Origin of the sequence: uncultured Pseudomonas sp., from assembly GCF_913774235.1 — a bacterium.
Classification (GTDB): Bacteria; Pseudomonadota; Gammaproteobacteria; order Pseudomonadales; family Pseudomonadaceae; genus Chryseomonas.
Genome location: NZ_CAJYDW010000017.1, coordinates 175535 through 198601, shown reverse-complemented (window position 1 = coordinate 198601; position 23067 = coordinate 175535). Strand labels below are relative to the sequence as shown.

Genomic DNA, 23067 nt, shown 5'->3' with positions numbered 1-23067 from the left:
GCCATAATCCGCGCACCTTGATCGTCCTAGAAACCCGCATGCCCAGAATCGTCAAAGCGAGCCTCGTCCTGCTCGTGCTCCTGGCCCTCTACAGTCTGCTCGGCTTCGTGGTCGGGCCGCGGGTCGCCCTGCACTACCTCAACCAGACGCTCGGCGAGCGCCTCACCCAGCCCGCCAGCCTGCAGGGGCTGAGCTTCAACCCCTTCACCCTGGAACTGCGCGCGGAGAAGCTGCTGATCGGTCCGGCGGAGCAGCCCACCGTGGCCGCTGACGGCTTCTATGCCAATCTCCAGCTGGACAGTCTCTGGCGCCGTACCCTGCACCTCACCGACGTCCGTCTCGACCAGCCCCAGGTCGACCTGCGCATCGCCAAGGACGGCCAGGTCAACCTGGCCCAGCTCTGGCGCAGCGAGCCCGCCCCGGCCAACGCGCCAGCCCCCGCCGCCGAGCCGGACGGCCAACCCTTCCCGGTGCACATCGAGCGCATCGCCCTGGTTGGCGGCCGCCTGCACTTCCTCGATGCCCAGGGCGCCCAGCCGGTGGACGTCACCCTCACCCCGCTGGACGCCACCCTGCAGGACTTCCGCACCCGCAGCGGCGATACCCCCGGCCAGTTGGCGCTGACCGCCACCACCACCCAGGGTGGCCAACTGACCTGGAAGGGCAGCCTGGACCTCGCCCCGCTGCGCAGCGAAGGGGATCTGACGCTGCAGAACGTAAGCCTCGCGCCCTGGTGGCCCTATGTGCGCAACCAACTGCCCCTGGCCCTGGGCAAGGGCCGCCTGGAGGCCAGTACCCACTACCGGCTGGACCTGGCCAAGGCGCTGCAACTGCAACTCAGCCAGGGCCGCCTGGCGCTCGACGACGTCGCCGTGCAGGCGGTGAACGCCGAACCCAAGGCCAGCTTCAAGCGCTTCGCCGCCGAAGGCATCGCCCTGGATCTGCAGCAACGCGAAGTCACCATCGCCCAGCTGCGCGGCAACGGCCTCGACGCCTGGGGCAATCGCGAGCAGGACGGCAGCCTGGACTGGCAGAAGCTCTTCCCCAGCAGCGACGCTCCGAGCAGCGGCCCGGGCTGGCGGGTGAAGCTGGCTGACGTCCAGCTCACCGACAACCAGTTGCACCTGGTGGACCGTGTCCCGCCGGACCCGGCCAGTCTCTATTTCAGCGGCCTGGACGTGGCGCTGAAGGGCTTCGATACCCAGGGCGACAAGCCCTTCGCCCTCGACCTCAAGACCACCCTGGGCGACCGCGGCCGCATCACCGTCGCCGGCCAGCTGGGCCTCACCCCCTTGCAGGGGCAACTCGACGTCGGCATCGACGAACTCAACCTGCGCCAGGCCCAGCCCTATCTCAATCCCTATGTGCGCCTGGAGATCCGCAGCGGTCAGCTCGCCAGCAAGCTCAAGGTGGCCCTCGCCCCGGGCGAGCCGCTGGGCCTCAAGGTCGACGGCACCGCCCAGGTCACCCAGGTGCATGTGCTGGACACCCTGCACCAGCAGGACTTCATGCGCTGGCAACTACTCGACCTGCAGGGCATCGCCTTCGAGCTGGGCAAGCGCCTGGTGATCGACAAGGTCGACCTGGAAAAGCCCTATGGCACCCTGATGATCAACGAGGACCTGAGCAACAACTTCAGCGCCCTGCTGGTCCCCCAGCCGAAATCCGCGTCCAAGGACAGCTCGCCACCGCTGCAGGTCCGCATCGGCGGGGTGACCATCAAGGATGGCAGCGCCGACTTCGCCGACAACAGCCTGAAACCCGGCTTCGCCACCAATATCCAGTCCCTGGAAGGCGGCATCGGCACCCTGGACACCGCCGCCTCCAAACCGGCCGATATCCACCTCGCTGGCAAGGTCGACCGCTTCGCCCCGGTGGAGATCAAGGGCCGCCTCGACCCCCTCGACCCTCTGCAACAACTGGACGTGACCGCCTACTTCCGCCAGGTCGAACTCACCACCCTGTCGCCCTACACCGGCAAGTTCGCCGGCTACGCGGTGCGCAAGGGGCGTCTCGACCTGGACCTGCAATACCGCATCGACGACGGCAAGCTGCAGGCGCAGAACCACGTGGTGCTCGACCAGCTGGAACTGGGCGAGCGGGTCGACAGCAAGGACGCCGTGGACCTGCCGGTGCGCCTGGCGGTGGCCCTGCTCAAGGACAGCCACGGCCGCATCGACCTGCGCCTGCCGGTGGCGGGCAATCTCAGTGACCCCAACTTCAGCGTCATGCCGGTGGTCTGGCAGACCCTGAGGAATCTGCTGACCCGTACCGTCCAGGCACCCTTCCGCATGCTGGCGGGGCTGGTCGGCGGCCACGAGGCCGATCTCGACGCCATCGACTTCGCCCCGGGCAGCACCACCCTTTCCGCCCAGGCCCGCGGCGACCTGGACAAGCTGGCCGCGGCGCTGCGCCAGCGTCCGCAACTGGCGGTGGAGGTCAAGGGTCACGCCAGCGCCGCCAGCGACGGACGCGCCCTGGCGGCCAGCCAGCTGGAAAAGGACTTCCAGACCCAGTACTTCAACCTGCTGCAACGCCGCGGCGACAAGGTCCCGGCCGACCCCAGCCAGTTGCAGGTACCCGCCGACATGCGCGCGCCGCTGCTGGAAGGCCTGTATCGCCTGCGGCTGCAGGCGCAACCCCCGCAGGAATGGGATAGTCTGGACGATGCCACCCGCACGGCGCGCCTGCGCCAGGCGGTGCTCGAAGCCTGGAGCGGCAACGACGGTCTCCTGCGCAGCCTGGCTCAGCAGCGCGCGGGGGCCATCAAGACCTACCTGGTGGACACGGCGAAACTGGATGCCCAGCGGGTCTATCTGCTGGACGTCAGCACCCAACCCCAATCCGGCGAGTCGCCCACGGCCGCACAGCTGCAGCTCGGCGCGCTCTGACCGGTCAGGAGACCCTCGTCATGCGTTGCCTGCTCGCCGTTTTCACCCTGCTGGTCGCCACCGGTGCCGCCGCCGACTCCATGAGATGCGGCAACGCCCTGGTCAGCCGCGGTGATAGAGCCTTCGAAGTGCTGCAGAAATGCGGCGAGCCGGTCCACCGCGACCTGGTGGGCTACGAACTGGGCCGCAACGAACGCCGCGAGGCGGTGATCGAAGAATGGGTGTACGGCCCCTGGAACGGCGCCAACTACATCCTCACCTTCGAAGCCAACCGCCTCACCCGCATCGAGTTCAAGCGCCAATGACCCGTGCCCTGCTCCTGCTCGCCCTCCTCGCCGCCGGCACCGCCCAGGCCGCCTCCCTGCGCTGCGGCAGCGCCCTGGTATCCGACGGCTCCACCACCCACGAGGTGCGTGGCAAGTGCGGCGATCCGCTGAGCGTCACCCCGCTGGGCGAGCGCCAGGTCACCGACGGCTACGGCTATCGCCAGGTGGAATTCGTCGAGGAATGGGCCTACGGCCCCTGGAACGGCATGCTGTACTTCCTCACCTTCCGCGGCGGCCGGCTGGACCAGGTGGATAGCAAGAGAGCCAACTGAGACTGCCCGGCGTTGCGCGTGGACGAGGCTGCGCCGTCGTCCACCCTACAACCCGTAGCGTGGAAAACGGCGCAGCCTTTTCCACTGGATCGACCCCGCCGTCCTGACGCCCAACCTCCGCCTGTGACCGCCCCCTCTCCCTCAGGGAGAGGGCTGGGGTGAGGGGCCAAAATGCTGGGCAGGCGGCAGGCCTTCACTCCTCCAGATGAATCCCCAGCCCCGCCCGCCCCGGCGCCAGCTCGGGCTTCAGGGTCAGCGCCGGAATCTCGTAGTCGCCGCCGTTCTGCCGGCGGAACGGTAGCGGCGCATCCGTGGCCAACCCATCCAGCCGGGCGCCATAGGCCTGACACAGCCGCTCGAATTCGGCAGCATCCACCTTGCTGGTGCGATAGACCGGAAAGGGCGGCAGCACGCTGAAGCCGGGATAGAAGAGGATGCCGTGCTGGATTGGAAAGAGGATGTCGTTCAGGCCCCCGTTAATGCCACGGTCGCCGTAGTGCGACTCCCAGCCGCCGCAGGTCACCACCAGCATGGCGCGCTTGCCCGCCAGGGTGCCTTCGCCGTAGCGATCGCCCCAGTGCGTGTCGCTGTGCTCCCCCACGCCATAGGCGAAGCCGCACGCATAGACCCGTTCCACCCAGCCCTTGAGGATGGCCGGCAGGGAGAACCACCACAGCGGGAACTGCAGGATCAGCACATCGGCCCAGAGCAGCTTGGCTTGCTCGGCGGCGATGTCCGCAGGTTGCCTGCCCTGGGCATAGGCGCGCTGGGAATCCATCACCGCATCGAAACGCTCGCCGGGTGCCAGGTGCGGTGCATCCGCCGCATCTAGCGTGGCCTTCCAGCCCAGGGCATAGAGATCGGAAAGCTGCACCTCATGACCGGCCGCCTGAAGATGGGCGATAGCGAAATCGCGCAGGGCGCCGTTGAGGGAGCGGGGTTCGGGATGGGCGTAGACCAGCAGGATCTTCATGACGGGCACCTCGGGAAAAGAGGAGCCCAGGCTAGGGGACGGCTAGGCTATGCTGAAAATGAATTACCGAAACAGTAGCCATTGCCATGCACAATAGCCTACGGCGCCTCGACCTCAACCTGCTGGTGACCCTCGACGCCCTGCTGGTGGAACTCAACGTGACCCGCGCGGCGCGGCGCCTCAACCTGGCGCAGCCTACCGTCAGCCTGCAACTCGGTCGGCTGCGCCAGTTGCTGGACGACCCCCTGCTGCTGCCCGGACCGCGCGGCATGCGACCCACCGCACGGGCGACCGCCCTGCGTGAGCCGCTACGCCAGGCCCTGGCCGCGCTGGACGAAGCCCTGGCCCCGGCTGCGCCCTTCGATCCGGCCCGCGCCGAACGGACCTGGCGCATCGCCGCCAGCGACCACAGCGCCACCACCTTGCTGACGCCCCTGCTGGCCGACCTGCGCCAGCAGGCGCCCGGCATTCGCCTGGCGCTGCTGGAGAAAAAGCCGGACCTGCTCGCCGAGCAGCTGGAAGGCGATCACCTCGACCTGGCCCTGGACGTGGCCGATGCCGCCGCGCCCGGGCTGCGCCAGCGGCTGCTGTTCACCGAGCGCTATCTGCTGACGGGACGCCAGGGTCATCCCGCCTTGGCTGAGCCGGTCTCTCTGGAGAGGTTCTGTGAACTGGACCAGGCGCTGGTCTCGCCCAACGGCGGCGGCTTCGCCAGCCTGACCGACCGCCTGCTGGCCGAGCGCGGCCTGGCGCGACGCGTAGTGCTGTCGGTACCGCACTTCAGCACCCTGGCCAGCGCCCTGGTGAGCAGCGACCTGGTCGCCCTGCTGCCATCGCGGATCGCCCTGGCGCACCCCGGTCTGCAAACCCAGCCACCGCCGCTGGCGGTGCCCGGCTTCGACATGCTGCTGCTCTGGCCGGAACGCCTGCACCGCGACCCGGCCCATACCTGGCTGCGCGAGCGGATCGTCTCCAGCCTCTCGGGGTGAACGCCAATCGACTCTGCATATGGAGGGCATACAGCGGCTTGGCTTCTCGTCCCCGCCCGGGGCAAGCATCCTCTGTCGCCTTATCCGAACGCGACCCGACTGCGCGCAGTCGCATGCTGCGTCACCTCCCCCTTTTGGAGCCCGCCATGGCCAAGCTACGCCTCTTCACCTCGCCGTCCGCCTTTCCCAATCCGCAACGGCTGCGGCTGTTCATTCATGAAAAGGGCATCGCCGATCAGTTCGAGGAGGTCATCCTGAAGATGGCGCCCGAGGGCGAGCAACGGCAGTGGCAGCACCTAAAGCGCAATCCCTGGGGCGAGACCCCCACCCTGGAACTTGCCGAAGGCGGTTACCTGGCCGAGAGCGCGGCCATCGCTCGCTATCTGGACAACAGCTATCCCGGTCGCAAGGTAATGGGTGAGACGCCACTGGAGCAGGGCCAGGATGCCATGTGGAACGATCGCATCTTCGTCCATGTGCTCTATCGCATCGTGACCATGTTCCATGTGCAGCACGAAGGCCTCGGCCACAAGCTGGAGCTGACCCACAATCCGCAGTGGGGCGAGCATTGCCGCAAGGAGGCCCTGATGCACGCGGCGCTGGTGGATCGCCACCTGGCCGATGGCCGTGAGTGGCTGCTGGGCGGCGCGGCACCGACCTTCGCCGACATCACCCTGTGCACCGCCATCGCCTTCTCCAAGTTCCCCACCAACCAGACGCCGCTGGATGAGCGCTTCGAGCACCTGGCAGCCTTCTGGGCGCGCTGGCAGCAACGCGCTAGCTTCCGCGCGGCCTATGCCGACGGCAACAGCGGACTGGACGAGTTGGCCTCCCTGGCGCGCGGCTGATCCCGCGCCAATCGCCCCCTCTCCCGCTGGGAGAGGGCTGGAGTGAGGGCCGCACGGCATGAGCCGCTAGCCCAGCCGCTCGCGCAACACCGCCAAGGCCCTCTCCGGCCCACCGACGACGATGGGTGTCGACACCGCCAGCATCAGATTCAGCGGCAGGCCGAATTCCTCCAGGGTCCAGCCGTCGCGGTCCAGCAGTCCGGCGCCGAGCCACTCGGGATGACGGGCGCGGATGCGCGCGGCCAGACTGCCCTGCTCCGGCACGTAGCCCACCACCGGCTTGCCCCGCGCCACCGCATAGCCCACCTCGAAACAGGTACCGCTGTCGGGCTCGGCGCCACGGAAGAAGTCCAGATCGGCCAGCACAGCGTCGGCCTGCTCGATCAACGCCACATTGGCCCGGTAGATCCAGGCAGCCTGCTCGCGCGGCTCGGTCAGTTCGGCGGGAAGGGCATTGTCCAGGGGAAACAGCCCTTCGCAGCCCTGCCCCGCGCAGAGCGCCTTGAGCGCCTGGCCATGGGCGACGGCATCGGGGCGAAACACATCGGGACCGGCGAGATAGATGCGGAGTGACATGGCGCCTCCCAGGGCAAAGCCACCAGTGTAGGAGACCGCTGCCCGGGCGTCTGCCAGGGCTGGCTGAAGAATACGCGGCCACTCGTGCCTCCCCTACGACCTTTCGTGCCACGGCTGCTTTGCCGAGGGAACTTTCATATACGTTTTGCAAGGGAAGAGACCTACTATTGACGCGTGAGCCTGAATCCGCTCTGGATCAGCGGTCGAACTCGCCATCCTTGGATCTGTTAGCTTTCGGTGTCATCAGATGTCCGGCCGCTTTTCTCTGACTGCTCAGCTCAATCGTCTGACGAATTTCCTGCTGGTGCTGGCCCTGCTCGCCACCGGCTGCGGCATGGCACTGATCGTACGTCAGGCCCATGAGGCCTCAGCCAGCCTGCAACTCACCCTCGCGCAGTTACCGGTCTACCGCCAGGCCTTGCTCCTGGTGGAGGCCATTTCCGCCGAACGCGGTCCCACCAACGCCATGCTCGGCGAACGCGACGGCGATCCCCAGGCGCTGAGCCGCGCCCGGGCCCTGAGCGATGCCCGCTTCGCCCAGTTGCAGCGGGCCTTGCAAGACTGCCCGGAATGCAGCGTGACCAGCGAGCAGGTGGCCGCGAGCTACCAGCGCCTGCGCCAGGCACGAACCCTGGCGGACCAGCGCCTGAACCTGCCCGCCAGCGATCCCGCACGCCCCACCGTCAGCCAGGTGGTCGAGGCCATGTTCCAGGCCTCCGATGCCAATTTCCGCGCCGCGGACTTCACCCTGCAGGATCTGACCTCGCGGACGCCCGGCATAACCGCCTGCCTGGTCAATACCAAGCTGGCATCCCGCCTGCGCGATACCGCCGGGCGCCTGGGCTCGCTGCTGACTCCGGCGCTGCAGGCAGCGCGCGCGCCCACGACGGACGAGCGCGAGCAGCTGCAGCAGACCCAGGGCCGCCTGAACCAGTTGGTGGATCTGTTGCGGGGCAATCTCGAGGGGAGCGCGGCCGACGCCGAGCGCGAGCGCTTCCAGCAGTTGCGCGAGCGCTACCTGGGCCAGGGCCTGGCGTACTACCAGCAGACCCTGACGGCCCTGGTCGCCGGCCAGCCGTTCAGCGCGGCCGCCTTCGCCCGCGGCTACGTGCCCACCATGGCCAGCATCCTGGACCTGCGCGATACCGCCTTGAGTCTCGCCGAGGCCGAGGCGGCGCGCCTGGCCCGGGAAGCCCATCTGCGCCTGCTGCTGACCATCGTCGCGGCCCTCGGCATCCTGCTGGCGCTGGGTACCGGCCTGCTGCTGCTCAAGCGCCGGCTGCTGTCGCCGCTGCTGGCCAATACCCAGCGGTTGCTCACCCTGACCCGGCGGCATATGCCGGCCAGTACCATCGCCGACGACGAGGACGATCCGCGCACCCTGTTCGCCGCCTTCGAGCAACTGGAACGCGAACTGCAGCAGGCCGATCTGCTGCGTCAGGAGCGCGATGCCCTGATCGCCGAACTCGGCGTGCGGGCGGAAACCGACTACCTCACCGGCCTGGCCAATCGCCGCGCCTTCGAACGCCAGCTGGCCCAAGGGCTGGCCCGGGCGCCGCACTATCTGGCGGTGGTCGCCTTCGACATCGATCACTTCAAGCGGATCAACGACACCTACGGCCACCCGGCGGGCGATCAGCTGCTGCAGCACCTGGCGCAGCGCTGCAGTGCCCTGTTGCGCGAAGGTGATCGCCTGGCCCGCATCGGTGGCGAGGAATTCGCCGTGTTGGCCGACGTCGAGCAGCCGGAGGCTGCCCTGGCGCTCGCCGAGCGCTTACGCCTGGGTATCGCCGACACGCCCTTCGTGGTCGGTCCGACCGAAGCCCTGCCGGTCACCGCCAGTTTCGGCGTGGCCGTGACGGCGCCACGGCAGGAAGGCGCGCCGCTACGGCTGCTGGCCCAGGCCGACGCCGCCCTCTACCGGGCCAAGCACCGCGGCCGCAATTGCAGCGAGATTGCCGAGGTCGGCTAGGCCGGCGCGGGCTCGGACAGCGTCTTAGCCTCGCTCAGCAGGCGCCGGGCCGTCTCGCCGACTCGGCGCACGCCCTCCTCAACCCCGGCCCGGTGAGCCTGGGCATAGTTGAGGCGTACGCAGTTGCGGTACTTGCCGGAGGCGGAAAAGATGCTGCCACAGGCGATCTGCACGCTCTGCGCCAGTAATTCGCGATTGAGCCTGTGGCTGTCGCAGCCCTCGGGCAACTCCACCCAGAGCAGGAAGCTGCCCTGGGGCTGGCTGACCCGGGTGCCGGCGGGAAAGTAGCGTTGCACCCAGGTGCTCATCAGATCGCGATTGCGCTGGTACTGGGCGCGCATGCGCCGCACGTGGGCGGTGTAGTGGCCGGCGGCGATGAACTCGGCGATGGCCAGCTGTGGCTGGGGGGCGGTGCAGCCAGTGCCGATGTACTTGAGGTGCAGGACACGCTCGCCGTAGCGACCGGGCGCAACCCAGCCGACCCTGAGGCCGGGGGCCAGGGTCTTGGAGAAGGAGCCGCAGAGGATCACCCGGTCGTCTTCGTCGAAGGCCTTGAGCGCCCGCCCGCGCGGATAGCTGTAGAGCAGGTCGCCGTAGACGTCGTCCTCGATCACCGCCAGGTCATGCTTGCGTGCCAGGGCCACCAGCTGGCGCTTGTTCGCTTCGGGCATGCAGTAGCCGAGGGGATTGTTGCAGCTGGGGGTGAGCTGGATGGCGCGCACCGGCCATTGCTCCAGGGCCAGCTCCAGCGCCGGCAGGCTGATGCCGGTACGCGGATCGGTGGGGATTTCCAGCGCCTTGAGGCCCTGGCCCTTGAGGGTCTGCATCACGCCATGGAAGGTCGGCGAATCCACCGCGACGATGTCGCCTTCCTGACACGTCGCCCGGAACGCGGTGGCCAGGGCCTCGTGGGCGCCGCTGGTGATGACGATGTCATCGGCGGTAAGCACGCAACCGGCATCCAGTTGCAGCCGCGCGACCTGTTCGCGCAGGGCGGCCACACCCTGGATGCTGTCGTAGGACAGCCCGGCATTGCCCGGTCGCCGCGCCAGCCGCGCCATGCCGGCGAGCAAGGGCGCCAGGGTCGGCGCCTCGGTATCCGGCAGGCCCCGGCCGAGCTGGACCCGCACCGAGTCGGGCGTACTGGTCATCAACTCGCGCACCGGCTCCCAGCCGGATACCTCCACCGGCCATTGCACCGGGCGGGTGACCTGGGGCAATTCGATCATCCGCCGTTCGAGCCGGACGAAATAGCCGGACTTGGGCCGCGGCTCCACCAGCCCACGGTCTTCCAGCAGGCGATAGGCCTGCTGCACGGTGGCCAGGCTGACCCCGTGTTCCTGGGCCAGGGCACGCACCGACGGCAGGCGTTCGCCCGGTCGATAGAGGCCCTGCTCGATACGACGGCCGAGCGCCTCGGCCAACAGCTGATAACGGTTCATGCCCGGACTATAGCGGCGAAGCGGGCCGTCTCGCGCCATACAGATGCGCACGCCATCCACCATACAGCCTGCCACTGTGCGGCGGCTGTATGGCGAACTATCCGCTGGGCTGGATCTGCCCGCTCTGGCACGGACACCGGAGCATGGAGACACAGAGGAGAACCGCCATGCCCAGACCCGCTAGCCTTCATGACCAAACCCGCGCCGCCGGTTGCTGGCTGCTGTTCCAGCGTCAGTTGACCACCCGCCGCATCCTGCCCGACCTCACGGACCGGGAGCTGGCCGACATCGGCCTGGATCGCTACACCGCCCTGCGCGAGGCCCGGTGCCCCTGGTGGCTGCTGCTGCTGGACGCCTGGCGTCAGTCCGGCAGGCGCGACAGCCGCGCGCCCCAGTCGGCTACCGGTGCCGGCAGCTCGGGATGCCAGAGCCTGCGCCAGACCACCGCCAGCTGTTCGCGACCACCGCGCTCGCGGGGCCAGAGTGAAGGGTCGGCGACCAGCCGCCAGCCCGTGGCGTCGCGCTGAGCCAGCACGAAGCGGAAGGTGTGATAGCCGGTGGCGCCCAGGCGCAGGTCGGTCACCACCAGGTCATCACCCAGCCGGTCGTAGCGCAGCCAGTCGTCGGTGAACCAGCGCAGCCGTCGCTCGGCCGCTGAATCGGCGAGAATTGGCGCCAGTTCGCCGCCGCGCGGCAAGGGGACCAGTTGCGGCGGACGGTCGTCGAACAGCCCGACCCAGGTCTCCCGGTAGCGCTCCGGCCCATCGTCCACCATCACCCGCCAGAGCAGGCTGGTGAAGGGCAAGGGCGCGCTGAACAGTCGGGCATCCGCCTGCCCCTGGGCGGCCAGCACCCCGCGCACCTCGCGTTCGGCCGCCTGCTTGGCCACCAGGGTCCAGCCCAGATAGGCCGTGGAGATCACCAGGGCCGCCACCGGCAGGCGTGGGCTGCGACCCTGCGGTCCGACCACCAGCCCGGCGAGTACCGCCAGCAACAGGGGCAGGGTATAGAGCGGATCGATGATGAAGATGCTGGACCAGGCCACAGGGGTGGTCGCCAGGGGCCAGAACAGCTGGGTGCCGTAGGTGGTGAAGGCATCCAGCAAGGGATGGGTGATGAGCACCAGCCAGAGCGTCAGGAACAGTCGTCGTCGGCTGTAGCCCGGATCGCGCCAGCGCCCGCAGATCCCCGTCAGCGCCAGGGCCAATCCGGTCAGCACGAACAGCGAATGGCTGAAACCCCGGTGGTAGGTCATCTCGCTGACCGCATCGCCGTAATCGATGACCACATCGAGATCCGGCAGGGTGGCCAGGGCGGCGCCGTAGAGGATGGCGCGGCGTCCCTGCCAGCGACCCAAGAGTGCGGTCTGGACGGTGGCGCCGAGCACGGCCTGGGTCAGCGAATCCACCGGTCAGAGGCCTCGGGCGAAATCGAGCATCAGCCGCGCCAGGGCCTGGGGCGTTTGCAGCGGCATCAGGTGGCCGGCGCCGGGGATGACCTCCAGGCGGCTGTTGGGGAAGGTGGCCAGGGTAGTGCGGCGCTGCTCGTCCGGCCCCGGTACCTGCTGGTCGTCGGCGCCGCAGACCAGCAGCACCGGATAGTCCAGAGTCTCGATGCGGTCGCTCCAGTCCTCGCGACTGCCATGATCGACCCAGGCGCGCCAGGCATCCAGATTCAGCCGCTGGGCATCGGCGATCACGACCTCCCGGATGGGATCGGGCAGGCGGTGGGCGCTGGATTCGTCGACGAAGGCCTCGGCCTCCGCCCGGCTCTTGCCGTAGGCACGCTGGGCGTCGCGATCCGCCTCGCTCATGGGTTGCGGCCCGGGTGGCGACGGCGCTACCAGGATCAGTCCGACCAGATACTCCGGACGCCGCGCCGCCAGCACCACCGCCACCTTGCCGGTCATCGAGTGTCCGACCAGGATGCAATGGGTAAGGCCCAGGGCGCGAATGCTGGCGTCCACCTGGTCAGCCATCTCGGCCACGCTATAGCCCTTCACACCGGCTGCATCGCCGAAGCCCGGGGTATTCAGCGCCACGCAGCGATGCCTGCCATCCAGGTAGGGCACGGTGGGAAACCAGGTGCGGTGGGAGCCACCGAGAAAGTGCATGAGCACGAAGGTGGGCGAACCGCTGCCCTGCTGGCTGTGGGGAAGCATCGGGAATCCTCGGCCTAGACCTGAAGGTAAGAGATAGTCAGATGGAGAGGCCGGCAGCGCGCTAAGTTCCGCTTCGCCTGGACACCGGTAGCCGCGCCCTCCTGCAACCCCACCCCACGTTCGAGGCATCCTGGCTAGAGCTAAGGGAGCCGGGCGATTAGACTGCGCGGATGTCACGCTCCGAACGGCTGTTCGATCTGCTCCAGGCCTTGCGCCGGCACCGCCGCGCCGTGAGTGGCCGCGCCTTGGCGGAGGAAACGGGGGTCAGCCTGCGCACCCTCTATCGCGACATCGCCAGCCTGCAGGCCCTGGGTGCGGCCATCGAAGGCGAACCCGGGGTCGGCTATATCCTCAAGCCGGGCTTCCTGCTGCCACCGCTGATGTTCACGCCCGAAGAACTGGAAGCCTTGGTGCTCGGCTCGCGCTGGGTCGCCGAGCGCACCGATGGCAGTCTCGCCGCCGCAGCCGGCAATGCCCTGGCGCGGATCTCCGCGGTCCTGCCGAGCGAACTGCAAAACGAGTTGGCCATGACCACCCTGCTCATCGGGCCGAGCCGGGAAACCCCACAAAACCAGATAGATCCAGCGCTCCTGCGCCAGGCGATCCGCCAGGAAACCAAGCTCACCCTGGTCTATCGCGATGCCGCCGACAGCCAGTCCCGGCGCACCATCTGGCCCTTCGCGCTGGCCTACTTCGACGCCGCCCGGGTGCTACTGGGCTGGTGCGAGCTGCGTGAGGATTTCCGCAGCTTTCGCGCCGACCGCATCCTCGCCGTAGAAACCAGCGAGCAACGCTATCCGCAGCGGCGCCAGACCCTGCTCAGGGACTGGCGGCGGCAAATGGAGCGCCAGCGCAATATCCCTGCATGACTGCTGACAGAAACTGGCAGTAGGGGGTCCCTAGACTGGGCGGCATCAACCCAGAGGAGAGATGCCATGCACTACCGCACCAGTCTGATGTTCTACGTTGCCGATGTCCGTACCAGTCGGGATTTCTATGCCCAGTTACTCGACCTCGCCCCGGTCGAGGACGGCCCCGGCTTCGCCCTCTTCGTGCTCCCGTCCGGTCTAGCCCTGGGCCTGTGGGCACGGGAGACCGTGGTCCCACCGGTGAGCGCAGGCAGCGCCACGGGTGAACTGGGCTTCAAGGTCGCTAGCATGACGGCCGTGGATGAGCTGCACGAACTCTGGCGGACCCGGGGCGCAATGATGACCTTGCCACCGACCGACCTGCCGTTCGGCCGCAGCTTCGTCGCCCTCGACCCGGACGGTAACCGGCTGCGGGGCTACGCGGTGCATCCCGACTGATCGCGACGGGCCGCTGGCTTCGGCAGTGGACGCGGTCCGTACCCACTGCCGAGGAGCGGGCCAGCATGGTACAAGACGCGCCTAGCCTTGACCCCGCGAGACATGGCCCGGTACGGGTCGCTGCCCCATGACACTAGTCAATCCAGCCCTACCGCAACTGACTGTCCTTGCTCCCGCGCCGGTTATAGCCGCCGGCGCGCTGGTCCTCCGCGTCATGTTCCGTCTGGCAGCGGATGCACAGGCGCACGCCCGGCACCGCCTGGCGACGGGCCTCGGGAATGACGTCGCCGCACTCCTCGCAGTGGCTGAGGCTCGCGCCTTTGTGCAGACGGCTGCGGGCGCGTTGCACCGCATCGTCCACCGTGCTGTCGATCTGTTCCTGCACCGCGCCGTCTCCGGCCCACCCATTGGCCATGGCTGAGTCTCCCCTGTGTGGCCTCGATACCTATTGGAAGCGAAGCTCGCGCAGATGTTCGCACTCGTCCAGTGTCCGCCGGTCGTGGCGGCTGGGACTGTCACTGCTGGTGCTGGCCATGACGCTCACGGGCTGTTCCAGCCGCGAGCTGCTGCGCCAGGTCACGGTCGGCCTGTGCGCACCCAACGCCCGCCTCACCGGCTTCGCCACCCCATGCCGCGCAGTGGTCGCCGATCCGGGCTATGCCGTGCTGCGCGCGCCCGGCGAGCGTCAGCATTTCATCCTGGTTCCGCTACGTCCGCTGCGCGGGCTGGAAAGCCCGGCCCTGTGGCAGGCGGGTCAACCCAACTGGTTCGCGCTCGCCTGGCGCCAGCGCTGGTACCTGAGCGCCTGGGGCCCGGCACCGGTGCCGGATGCCTGGATCGGTCTCGCCCTCAATGCTCCCAGCGGACGCAGCCAGGACCAGTTGCACGTGCATCTCGCCTGCGTGCGTCCGGCGATCCGCCAACAATTAGGGCAGCTGGCGCCGGGGCTGGATGAGCACTGGCGACCGCTGCCGGTGGCCCTGGCCGAGGGTCGCTACCAGGCCAGACGCCTGAGCGAAGCCCAGTTGCTGGCGCCGGACTTCTTCCCCGACCTGGCCGCACGACCGCCCTACCCGCTGCCCGATCCCCGCCTGTCGCTGGCCCTGGTCGCCTTGCCGAGCCGCACTGCCAGCCGCGAATTCCTGCTGCTGGCCGGCCGTGCCGGTAGCCAGCCCGATGACTACGGCTCGGCGGAACGGTTGCTGGCCGCGGACTGCCAGGGAACGACCGGCCCCCTAGCGACTCAATAGCGCCAGCGCGCCAGGAGGCCCCATGCCGCAGGAATTCCACGAACTCTTCGACTTCATCGACCGGTTGCTCGCCTGGTCCGACTTCTATCTCAAGTCCGCGTTGCTGCTCTGCGGCCTGGGCATGGTGGTCGGCGCCGTGGCCTGGAAGCGCGGGTGGGGCAAGGCGCTGGCCTTCGGCTGCGCGGCGCTGGGGCTGCTGGCCGCCCTGGGTCTGGATCTGCTCGGCCGGCTCTGAAGCTTTCCGTCGGCCGTCTTATGGCGACAAGATGACACTGACCGTCGCTTTCCCCCCTCAAAGCTTGAACTGTTTCACCGTCTCGAACAGCAAGCGCGCCGGGGTGGCGGATAGATCGCGGCAGCTTGCTAGGGTACTGCCCCACAATAATCCGGCTTGTTCACCACGGCCTTCATCTTTTCAGCTCATGCATACAGACCCGACCATGCCCAAGTCCCCTTCTCGCCTGCTGTCCCGCCTCCCGCGTCTCGGCCTGTGCCTGGCCGCCTCCCTCGCGTCCTTCGCCGGCACCGCCGTCGCTCAGGAGAGCAACACCCGCTGGGTCAGCGACAGCCTGACCACCTATGTCCGCAGCGGCCCCACCGATGGCTATCGCATCGTCGGCACCCTTAAGTCCGGGCAGAAGGTCGAGTTGATCAGCACCCAGGGCGACTACAGCCAGGTCCGTGGCGAAGGCGGCAGCACCGTCTGGATTCCCAGCAGTGAACTCCAGGCCAAGCCCGGCCAGGCCGAGCGCCTGCCGCAGTTGGAACAGCAGGTGGCCGAACTGAGCGGCCAGCTCAAGACCATCGACGACAGCTGGAAGAATCGCGTCCAGGGCATGCAGGAGACCCTCGACTCGCGCAAGCAGCAGATCGACGAACTCGAAGCCCGCCGCAAGGACCTGGACGCCCAGCTGACCCAGGCGCAATCCGAACTGCGCAGCACCCAGGCCAAGCTCGGCAACGAGAACAAGCAGGCACTGATGCAGTACATGGTCTACGGCGGTAGCATCGCCGGCGCGGGCCTGCTGGCCGGTCTCATCCTGCCCTCCATGACCCGGCGGAAAAAGAACGACCGCTGGTTCTGACGACGTAGCTCGGGGTTCTGTCCTGGTGCTGGGCGCAACCTCCAGGGTGACCGGCGACTCAAGGCAGCACACTTCTGCTAACGTGCTGCCACGCTTCCCGCCAAGACGAGTCCCATGTCCGATACCTCCCGCATCCGTATCCAGCAGGTCCAGACCCTGGCCGACGACTGGGGCCTGCTGAAGAAGACCACCTTCGACTATCTGCGCCGCGACGGCACCTGGCAACGCCAGACCCGGGAGACCTACGACCGCGGCAACGGCGCCACCATCCTGCTCTACGACCGCGAGCGGCGCACCGTGCTGCTGATCCGCCAGTTCCGCCTGCCCACCCTGGGCAATGGCCTGGCCGACGGCCTGCTGGTGGAGACGCCCGCGGGTCTGCTGGACGAGGCGGCACCCGAGGCCCGCATCAAGGCCGAGGTGGAGGAAGAGACCGGCTACCGCCTGGACAACGTCCAGCACCTGTTCGATGCCTTCATGAGCCCCGGCTCGGTGACCGAGCTGCTGCATTTCTTCGCCGGCGAGTACCGCGCCGACCAGCGCATCACCGCCGGCGGTGGCGTGCACGAGGAAGGCGAGGACATCGAATTGCTGGAGCTGCCCTTCGACGAGGCGCTGGTCATGGCGCGCGACGGTCGCCTGGTGGACGGCAAGACCATCATGCTGCTGCAGTACGCCGCCCTCTATCTGCTGCCGCGCTGAGCCATGGAGCTCGTCCGCACCCGTATCGAACGGCAGGTGATGAGCCTCACCGGGCTATCCCTTGGCGAGGTCGACTACGAGCAGCCACCCGGCGATCCCGGGCTGTTCGGCCCGGGCAGCGTCCCCTGGCGGGTGCATAGCGACTTCACCTGCATGCTCATTGGCGGCATCGCCGCGCTGCTCATGCAGACCCTGCACCCGCTGGCCCTGGCCGGGGTCTGGGACCATTCCAGATTTCGCGAGGACATGCTCGGCCGCCTGCGCCGCACCGGACAGTTCATCGCCGCCACCACCTTCGGCAGCCAGGGCGACGCCGAGCGGCTGATCGCGCGGGTCAAGGCCATCCACCGCCACATCCAGGGCCAGGTCGCCGACGGCCGTCCCTACCGCGCCGAAGACCCGGCGCTACTGACCTGGGTGCACGTGGCCGAGGTCAGCCACTTCCTCGCCGCCTACCTGCGCTATTTCGATCCCGGGCTGCCGGGCGCGGAGCAGGACCGCTACTACGCCGAAATCGCCCTGGTGGCCGAGCGCCTGGGCGCCACCGACGTTCCCCGCTCGCGAGCGGACATCGCCGCCTACTACCAGGCGATTCGCCCCGAACTGGTCTGTGACGAGCGCAGCCGCGAGGTGTGCCGGGTACTGCTGCAGGCACCCGCGCCGAGCGCCCTGGCCAAGCCCTTCGGCAAGCTGATGATGCAGGCCGGTATCGAGCTGCTGCCCGACTGGGCCAGTGCGGAGCTGGGCCTCCACCAGGGGCCGCTACAACGCCGGCTGATTCGCACCGGCATCGGCGCCACCGCCCCAGTGCTGCGCTGGGCGGTGCGCAACGGCTCGTCGCATCGAGCGCGACGGCGGATGGGGATCGACGACTGATCGCGGCCGCCACTAAAGATAGGTCGACTGCGAGGTTCCAGGGCCAACAAAGCCTGATACCCGCTCGGACTATCCCCTCTCCCCCTGGGAGAGGGCTAGGGTGAGGGCGCGCCTCGCGACGAAACCCTCAGTGGAAAAGGCTACGCCGTTTTCCACGCTACGCCTCTGATCGCGATCTGGCCGGAGCGGGCGGCACTGACCGCCTGCTCCGATAGCCCCCTCTCCCTATGGGAGAGAGCTGGGGTGAGGGCACCCCCCACTACGCAGCTTTCTGGTGAACACCTATCGCGGCCATGGGCCGCTCCTACAGGTACGGACACCCTGTAGGAGCGGCCCATGGCCGCGATAACGGGCATACCGTGAGGAGCGCACCACCAGGACCGCAATGGCCGTAGCCAAATCCGCCCTACAACATCCGCACCTTGATCGAGCGGCCCTTGATCTTGCCCTCGGCCAGACGCTGCAGCGCCTGGCGGGCGATGTCTCTTTCCACGGCGACGAAGGCCTGGTGATCGAACAGGGTGATCTTGCCGATCTTGGCCCCCGGCAGGCCGGCATCGCCGGTCAGGGCGCCGAGGATGTCGCCGGGGCGCAGCTTGTCCTTCTTGCCCGCCGCCAGGGCCAGGGTGTGCATGGCCGGCACCAGCGGCTCCGGGGTATCGCGCAGGGCAGAAAGCGGTTGCCAGTCCAGCGGGCTGCCCTGCTGGGTCTCGATGGCCTGGGCGCGGCTGGCCTCGGCCGGCGCCACCAGCGACAGCGCCAGGCCCTGCTCGCCGGCCCGACCGCTGCGGCCGATGCGGTGCACGTGCACCGCCGGATCGCGGGACAGCTCCACGTTGATCACGGCTTCCAGGCCGGCCACGTCGATGCCGCGGGCGGCCACGTCGGTGGCGACCAGCACGCAGAGGCTGCGATTGGCGAACATCGCCAGCACCTGGTCGCGCTCGCGCTGCTCCAGATCCCCGTGCAGGGCCGCGGCGGAGATACGCTGGGCGTGCAGCGCCTCGACCACCTCCTGGCACTGCTGGCGGGTTTGGCAGAAGGCCACGGCACTGGCCGGACGATAGTGCCGCAGCAGCCGCACCACGGCGGCCAGGCGATCCTGGGCGGCGATCTCGTAGAAGCGCTGGCGGATCTGGGTCTCGCTGTGCTGGCTCTCGACGCTGATGCGCAGGGGCGCGCGCAGATAGTCCTGGGCCAGTCGCTCGATACCCTCCGGATAGGTGGCGGAGAACAGCAGCGTCTGCCGCCGCGCCGGGGTCTGCCGCAGGATGTCGGCGATGGCGTCGATGAAGCCCATGTCGAGCATGCGGTCGGCTTCGTCGAGCACGGCCACGTTGAGTCCGTCCAGCACCAGGGTGCCCTTGCGCAGGTGCTCCTGCACCCGGCCCGGGGTGCCGACGATCACCTGGGCGCCATGCTCCAGGGAGGCGATCTGCGGTCCCAGCGGCATGCCGCCGCAGAGGGTCAGGATCTTGAGATTGGCCGTGGCCCGCGCCAGGCGGCGCAGTTCGCGAGCGACCTGGTCGGCCAGCTCGCGGGTCGGACACAGCACCAGTGCCTGGCAGCCGAAGTAGCGCGGATTGAGCCCGGTCAACAGGCCGATACCGAAGGCGGCCGTCTTGCCCGAACCGGTCTTGGCCTGGGCGATGAGATCCTGGCCCTTGAGGATGATGGGCAGGCTGGCCGCCTGGATGGGCGTCATGCTCAGGTAGCCGAGGTCGACCAGATTGGCTTGCATGGCGTCGGCCAGCGGCAGGGAGGCGAAGGATGCGGGCACGGGAGTCCTGTGAAACGGCTCGTAAAGGTTTGCCAGTCTAGCAGAAGGACACCGCCGCACTGGCGCGTGGACGCTGGTGGCTGGCCTACCTATGCTAAGGGGTACGACAACTCCAGGAAGCCTTTCCATGTTCGACCGGCCCGTGCTCTATACCCACCCCATGTCGCGTGGACGCATCGTGCGCTGGCTGCTGGAAGAGCTTGGCCAGCCCTACGAGGTGCAGCGCATCGACTATGGTCCGGCGATGAAGTCGGCGGCCTACCGGGCAATCAATCCCATGGGCAAGGTGCCGGCGTTGCGGCACGGTGCGGCGGTGGTGACCGAAACCGCCGCCATCTGCGCCTACCTCGCCGATGCCTTCCCCGCCGCGGGCCTCGCGCCGCCGTTGAACGATCCGGCCCGCGGCACCTACTACCGCTGGTTGTTCTTCGCCGCCGGACCATTGGAAGCCGCCACTACCAACCAGGCCCTGGGCGTGACCCTGCCCGACGATCCGCAAAAGCGCGGCGCGGTGGGCTACGGTAGCCTCGCCGAGGTACTTGATACCCTCGACGCCGCCCTGGCGCCCGGCGAATACCTGGTCGACGACCGCTTCACCGCCGCCGACATCTATGTCGGTGCCCATCTCGCCTGGGGTATGGCCTTCGGCACCGTCGAGAAGCGGCCGAACTTCGAGCGCTATGTCGCCGGTCTGGTGGCCCGCCCCGCCGCTGTGCGCGCCCGCGAACTCGATGACGCCGACCTCGCCGCGCTCAACTGACCGCCTGCTACAACTCCAGCGGTCCACGCGGATGGTGCAGCGGGCAGCCATTGCGTTCGCTGCGGAACTGGGACGACATCTCGTACGCCGGCCGTCGTGATCTCATGATCCCGCCCAGCGGCCGGTGGGCAGCGAGGCCGTGCCAGGGGCTGAACACCATGGCATCGTCCACCGCCCGCGAGCGGGCCTCGTTCCAGGCCGGCTGCGGCGGTACCTCCAGACGGGCCACGGTGACATAGGGCGTCAGCTCTTCCGGCCAGACCACCGAGGCATCCTCGATGGGCGTCTGCTCGATGTCGACGCCCAGCTGCACGCGAATCTCCCAGGCGCCACCGTGCTGGGCGAAGTGCGCCTTGACCGCCTCGCGCAAGCCATCGGGTTCGCCATTGACCTCGACCGGCGCGTCGGTCAGGGCCGTCAGCTCGGGCGCCACCGGCACCACGCTGAGCTTGGCGAAATAGGGCCCGTAGAGAAAGGGCACCATGGTGTAGAAGGTCTCGCCCAGGATGTGGGTTTCCGGGTGACCGCCCAGGCTCTTCAGCGTCGGACTCTCGCCACCGAAAGCTTCCACCACCTTCTCAGTACCGCGCAGCACCGCCGAGAGTGCCTTCTTCACGCCTTCGCCGCGGTCGGTGGTCTTGGCCAGCAGCTTGAGCGTCTTGAGAAAGGTCTTGGGGTCCGGCGCGGTGAAGGCCGGCGCGTTCTGCATGACGAAATCCTGGGTCACCTGCCCTTCGCTACCGGGCAGGCGCTCGCCAGGTACATCGATTAACTTGAGTGCCAGCCCCCGGGGCGTGGACACGCTGTCCGGCAGGATGTCGCCCGGATTGGTGGAGAACCTCAAGACCGCCGCATGGCTGCCAGGCGTGGCGAAGACGCCCTGGGCATAGCCCGGGGGCAGGCCGTCCAGTACCGTCACCCGGCCAGTGAGCAGTCCGTGGCTCTTGGCGTGGACGCTGCGAATGGCATGGCCGCCGTTGGCGTAGGTGGTCTCGGCGATGTCTCTCATGGCCTGGACCATCTCGCGGATGGTATCGGCTTCATCGTCCGGCACCTGCTCGAAGGCGGGTTGGAACGGCAACGGATGGACAGCGGTGGGTGTGGTCATCACGGGAATCCTCGGGCGCCGTCATCCGAACGAGACGGTCTGTGCGGTTGACCCGCCCCGGGTTGATGGCGTTCGGCCAGCCCAGCCAGCGCCGACGCAAGGTCGCCGTGGCCTACCGCTCGCCCGCGCCCGGGAACGGCGCCTTCCAGACGGGTTCGATATCTGCGACGACCACGGGAGACCACCATGAGCGACGCCGACCGCAAGACCTATGACAACCCCAGCAACACCCCACCGCCCGAAGAGCTGCCCTACGCCGACATGGAGCCGGAAGAGTTTCCCGATGACCCGGATGTGGCCGGCCAGACCGAATCGGGTACGCCCGGCTGACTCCCCAGAAGGCGGCGGGCCGGGCCCGTCGCGCTTCTCGCCAGGTCCACCGAAGACACCGCCGGTTTGACGGCGCCCCTGGCTGCCGCGAAGATGGGTGGGCGTCATCCGCGTCGAGCCTCTCCTGCATGCTTTCCACCAAGATTCCTTTGCTTCTTCGCAGCCTCATCGGTCGACTGGTGCGGATCGCCATCGCCTCCGGCGTGACCTACCAGACCTTCGACCGCCTGTTGCGCCAGACCTACTTCGAGGTGGCGCGGGACTTCGAACCCCTAGGCGACAAACCCAACTCCGACAGCCGCATCTCGGTGCTCACCGGGCTCCCCCGGCGCGAGGTCCGCACCCTGCGCGATGCCAGTCCCGACCAGCCGCGCGGCACCCCGAGCCTGGAATGGCAGGTGCTCAGCGCCTGGACCTCGCGGCTGGACCTGCTCGATACCGAGGGTAATCTGCTGCCACTGCCGCGCACCCAGCGCCGTGGTGGGGAACAGAGTTTCGATGCCCTGGTGGCCAGCGTCGGCAGCGATGTCCGTGCGCGAACCGTGTTGGATGAATGGCTGCGCAAGGGCTATGCCCGCCTCGACGAGGAAGACCGGGTGGTGCTCACCCCGCGCTCCCTGCTGCGCGGCACCGAGAGCCAGGAAGGCGCGGGCCGGCTATTGGCCCACTTCACCGGCGACCTGCTGGCCGGCTTCGAGCGCCTCTACCTGCAGGATCGCGCGGCGCCGGACTTCACCTTCCATGTGGTCTACGGCCACAACCTCACCCAGGACTCGACCCTGAGCCTCTATCAGATCGCCTACGACGAATCCATGCAGTTGCTCAACCGCCTGAATCGCCTGGTGGTGGAACACGAAGCCCGCGACGCCGGCAAGGCCGACGCCACCCAGAGGGTCACTCTGGGCTTCGGCGGCTGCCGGGTGGAGCAGGGTCGGGATGCGGGCTTGGTGCAGCCGCGCGAGGATTAGCGCCAGCAGTTGCTCACCGTGGCGGCATTGGCGGTCGCGGTGGTACCTGCAGCGCCCTTCAAGCCGGTGGAATCCAACGTCAGGGTGCCGCAGCTGTCGCTCGCCTGGGCGTTCTGCGGCGTCGCGCTCAGGCTGTAGGACGTCGCGCTCGGGGTGCCCAGGCTCAGGCTGTAGTAGCCGTTCGCCGAATTGACCGTGGTGGCGTTGGCCGTGCTGGTCAGGCCCAGGCGGCTGGGCGTGGCCGTGGCATAGGTGCTGTTCTGCGCGTAGTAGCGCTCCATGCGCGCCGCCGCCTCGCTGAGCAGCGCCATGCCCTCCGAGCGATGGCTGCGCAGGATGTAGCTCTGATAGCTCGGATAGGCGATGGCGGCCAGGATGCCGACGATGGCGACGGTGATCATCACCTCGATCAGGGTGAAGCCTCGCGTGCTGTTCATGCTGCTGTTGTCTC

25 protein-coding genes and 1 pseudogene are annotated in these 23067 nt (G+C 68.3%); 17 read left to right on the top strand and 9 right to left on the bottom strand.

What is annotated here, in order from left to right; genetic code table 11:
* The first annotated feature begins 38 nt into the window (after positions 1-38).
* Genes QZ471_RS17945 through QZ471_RS17935 form a run of 3 tightly spaced genes read left to right on the top strand, consistent with a single transcriptional unit; the run spans position 39 to position 3489 of the window.
* Positions 39-2891, top strand: coding sequence for a DUF748 domain-containing protein (locus QZ471_RS17945; RefSeq protein ID WP_295466288.1), 2853 nt, complete (start codon positions 39-41; stop codon positions 2889-2891).
* Positions 2892-2911: 20 nt separating this feature from the next.
* Complete coding sequence (locus QZ471_RS17940) at positions 2912-3196, top strand: DUF2845 domain-containing protein (protein WP_295466286.1); 285 nt, start codon at positions 2912-2914, stop codon at positions 3194-3196.
* Entirely contained in the window at positions 3193-3489 is a 297-nt protein-coding gene (locus QZ471_RS17935) for a DUF2845 domain-containing protein (protein ID WP_295466284.1), read from the top strand. Before QZ471_RS17940 ends, QZ471_RS17935 begins: the two co-directional genes overlap by 4 nt.
* Before the next feature lie 193 nt (positions 3490-3682).
* On the opposite strand, the gene QZ471_RS17930 is transcribed toward QZ471_RS17935, so the two are convergent.
* Positions 3683-4462, bottom strand: a complete 780-nt coding sequence (locus QZ471_RS17930) for an NAD(P)H-dependent oxidoreductase (RefSeq protein WP_295466282.1) — start codon at positions 4460-4462, stop codon at positions 3683-3685.
* A gap of 86 nt (positions 4463-4548) precedes the next feature.
* On the opposite strand from QZ471_RS17930, the gene QZ471_RS17925 reads away from it, so the two are divergent.
* Together QZ471_RS17925 and QZ471_RS17920 are read left to right on the top strand one after the other, a co-directional pair.
* Positions 4549-5451 carry a LysR family transcriptional regulator gene (locus QZ471_RS17925; RefSeq protein WP_295466280.1) on the top strand — a complete coding sequence of 301 codons (903 nt, stop codon included), beginning with the start codon at positions 4549-4551 and terminating at the stop codon, positions 5449-5451.
* 146 nt (positions 5452-5597) lie between these two features.
* Positions 5598-6299 carry a glutathione S-transferase N-terminal domain-containing protein gene (locus tag QZ471_RS17920; RefSeq protein WP_295466278.1) on the top strand — a complete coding sequence of 234 codons (702 nt, stop codon included), beginning with the start codon at positions 5598-5600 and terminating at the stop codon, positions 6297-6299.
* Positions 6300-6365: 66 nt separating this feature from the next.
* Here the strand turns inward: QZ471_RS17920 and QZ471_RS17915 are convergent, their stop codons facing one another.
* Entirely contained in the window at positions 6366-6875 is a 510-nt protein-coding gene (locus QZ471_RS17915) for a nucleoside 2-deoxyribosyltransferase (RefSeq protein WP_295466276.1), read from the bottom strand.
* Between the two features lie 247 nt (positions 6876-7122).
* Here QZ471_RS17915 and QZ471_RS17910 point away from each other — a divergent pair, with 247 nt between their 5' ends.
* A complete protein-coding gene (locus QZ471_RS17910) occupies positions 7123-8847 on the top strand; it encodes a GGDEF domain-containing protein (RefSeq protein ID WP_295466274.1) in 1725 nt (574 codons plus the stop codon).
* On the opposite strand, the gene QZ471_RS17905 is transcribed toward QZ471_RS17910, so the two are convergent.
* Positions 8844-10289: a PLP-dependent aminotransferase family protein gene (locus QZ471_RS17905; RefSeq protein WP_295466272.1), complete on the bottom strand. Its 1446-nt coding sequence runs from the start codon at positions 10287-10289 to the stop codon at positions 8844-8846. The two genes, QZ471_RS17910 and QZ471_RS17905, sit on opposite strands and share 4 nt — an antisense overlap.
* 89 nt (positions 10290-10378) lie before the next feature.
* On the opposite strand from QZ471_RS17905, the pseudogene QZ471_RS23845 reads away from it, so the two are divergent.
* Positions 10379-10585 (top strand): annotated as a pseudogene (locus QZ471_RS23845) (DUF1127 domain-containing protein); the annotation flags it as partial.
* A gap of 65 nt (positions 10586-10650) precedes the next feature.
* Here the strand turns inward: QZ471_RS23845 and QZ471_RS17900 are convergent.
* Positions 10651-11697, bottom strand: coding sequence for a metal-dependent hydrolase (locus QZ471_RS17900; RefSeq protein WP_295466270.1), 1047 nt, complete (start codon positions 11695-11697; stop codon positions 10651-10653).
* A gap of 3 nt (positions 11698-11700) precedes the next feature.
* Positions 11701-12450 carry an alpha/beta hydrolase gene (locus QZ471_RS17895; protein WP_295466268.1) on the bottom strand — a complete coding sequence of 250 codons (750 nt, stop codon included), beginning with the start codon at positions 12448-12450 and terminating at the stop codon, positions 11701-11703.
* A gap of 170 nt (positions 12451-12620) precedes the next feature.
* Here QZ471_RS17895 and QZ471_RS17890 point away from each other — a divergent pair, with 170 nt between their 5' ends.
* Positions 12621-13319: a YafY family protein gene (locus tag QZ471_RS17890; protein ID WP_295466267.1), complete on the top strand. Its 699-nt coding sequence runs from the start codon at positions 12621-12623 to the stop codon at positions 13317-13319.
* Positions 13320-13385: 66 nt separating this feature from the next.
* Positions 13386-13757, top strand: coding sequence for a VOC family protein (locus QZ471_RS17885; protein ID WP_295466265.1), 372 nt, complete (start codon positions 13386-13388; stop codon positions 13755-13757).
* A 148-nt stretch (positions 13758-13905) separates the two neighbouring features.
* Here the strand turns inward: QZ471_RS17885 and QZ471_RS17880 are convergent, their stop codons facing one another.
* A complete protein-coding gene (locus QZ471_RS17880; protein WP_295466263.1) occupies positions 13906-14172 on the bottom strand; it encodes a DksA/TraR family C4-type zinc finger protein in 267 nt (88 codons plus the stop codon).
* Between the two features lie 118 nt (positions 14173-14290).
* Here QZ471_RS17880 and QZ471_RS17875 point away from each other — a divergent pair, with 118 nt between their 5' ends.
* The 5 genes from QZ471_RS17875 (at position 14291) to QZ471_RS17855 (ending at position 17670) form a co-directional block, all read left to right on the top strand.
* Entirely contained in the window at positions 14291-15007 is a 717-nt protein-coding gene (locus QZ471_RS17875; RefSeq protein ID WP_295466261.1) for a CDP-diacylglycerol diphosphatase, read from the top strand.
* 22 nt (positions 15008-15029) lie between these two features.
* A complete protein-coding gene (locus tag QZ471_RS17870; protein WP_295466259.1) occupies positions 15030-15242 on the top strand; it encodes a hypothetical protein in 213 nt (70 codons plus the stop codon).
* A 205-nt stretch (positions 15243-15447) separates the two neighbouring features.
* Complete coding sequence (locus QZ471_RS17865; RefSeq protein WP_295466258.1) at positions 15448-16092, top strand: TIGR04211 family SH3 domain-containing protein; 645 nt, start codon at positions 15448-15450, stop codon at positions 16090-16092.
* A gap of 114 nt (positions 16093-16206) precedes the next feature.
* On the top strand, positions 16207-16794 hold the full coding sequence (locus QZ471_RS17860; RefSeq protein WP_295466255.1) for an NUDIX domain-containing protein: 588 nt from the start codon (positions 16207-16209) through the stop codon (positions 16792-16794).
* A gap of 3 nt (positions 16795-16797) precedes the next feature.
* On the top strand, positions 16798-17670 hold the full coding sequence (locus QZ471_RS17855; RefSeq protein WP_295466253.1) for an oxygenase MpaB family protein: 873 nt from the start codon (positions 16798-16800) through the stop codon (positions 17668-17670).
* Between the two features lie 406 nt (positions 17671-18076).
* Here QZ471_RS17855 and dbpA read toward each other — a convergent pair whose 3' ends face one another.
* Positions 18077-19450: an ATP-dependent RNA helicase DbpA gene (gene dbpA, locus QZ471_RS17850; RefSeq protein ID WP_295466251.1), complete on the bottom strand. Its 1374-nt coding sequence runs from the start codon at positions 19448-19450 to the stop codon at positions 18077-18079.
* A 127-nt stretch (positions 19451-19577) separates the two neighbouring features.
* On the opposite strand from dbpA, the gene QZ471_RS17845 reads away from it, so the two are divergent.
* On the top strand, positions 19578-20210 hold the full coding sequence (locus QZ471_RS17845; RefSeq protein WP_295466250.1) for a glutathione S-transferase family protein: 633 nt from the start codon (positions 19578-19580) through the stop codon (positions 20208-20210).
* Positions 20211-20217: 7 nt separating this feature from the next.
* Here the strand turns inward: QZ471_RS17845 and QZ471_RS17840 are convergent, their stop codons facing one another.
* Positions 20218-21318 (bottom strand): catalase family protein, encoded by a 1101-nt coding sequence (locus QZ471_RS17840; RefSeq protein ID WP_295466248.1) that lies wholly within the window; start codon positions 21316-21318, stop codon positions 20218-20220.
* A 186-nt stretch (positions 21319-21504) separates the two neighbouring features.
* Between QZ471_RS17840 and QZ471_RS17835 the strand changes: the two genes are divergently transcribed.
* Both QZ471_RS17835 and QZ471_RS17830 read left to right on the top strand, forming a co-directional pair.
* Complete coding sequence (locus QZ471_RS17835; RefSeq protein ID WP_295466246.1) at positions 21505-21648, top strand: hypothetical protein; 144 nt, start codon at positions 21505-21507, stop codon at positions 21646-21648.
* A 128-nt stretch (positions 21649-21776) separates the two neighbouring features.
* Positions 21777-22616, top strand: a complete 840-nt coding sequence (locus QZ471_RS17830) for a DUF6502 family protein (protein WP_295466244.1) — start codon at positions 21777-21779, stop codon at positions 22614-22616.
* On the opposite strand, the gene QZ471_RS17825 is transcribed toward QZ471_RS17830, so the two are convergent.
* Positions 22613-23053 carry a type IV pilin protein gene (locus QZ471_RS17825; RefSeq protein ID WP_295466242.1) on the bottom strand — a complete coding sequence of 147 codons (441 nt, stop codon included), beginning with the start codon at positions 23051-23053 and terminating at the stop codon, positions 22613-22615. The two genes, QZ471_RS17830 and QZ471_RS17825, sit on opposite strands and share 4 nt — an antisense overlap.
* Between the last annotated feature and the right edge of the window lie 14 nt (positions 23054-23067).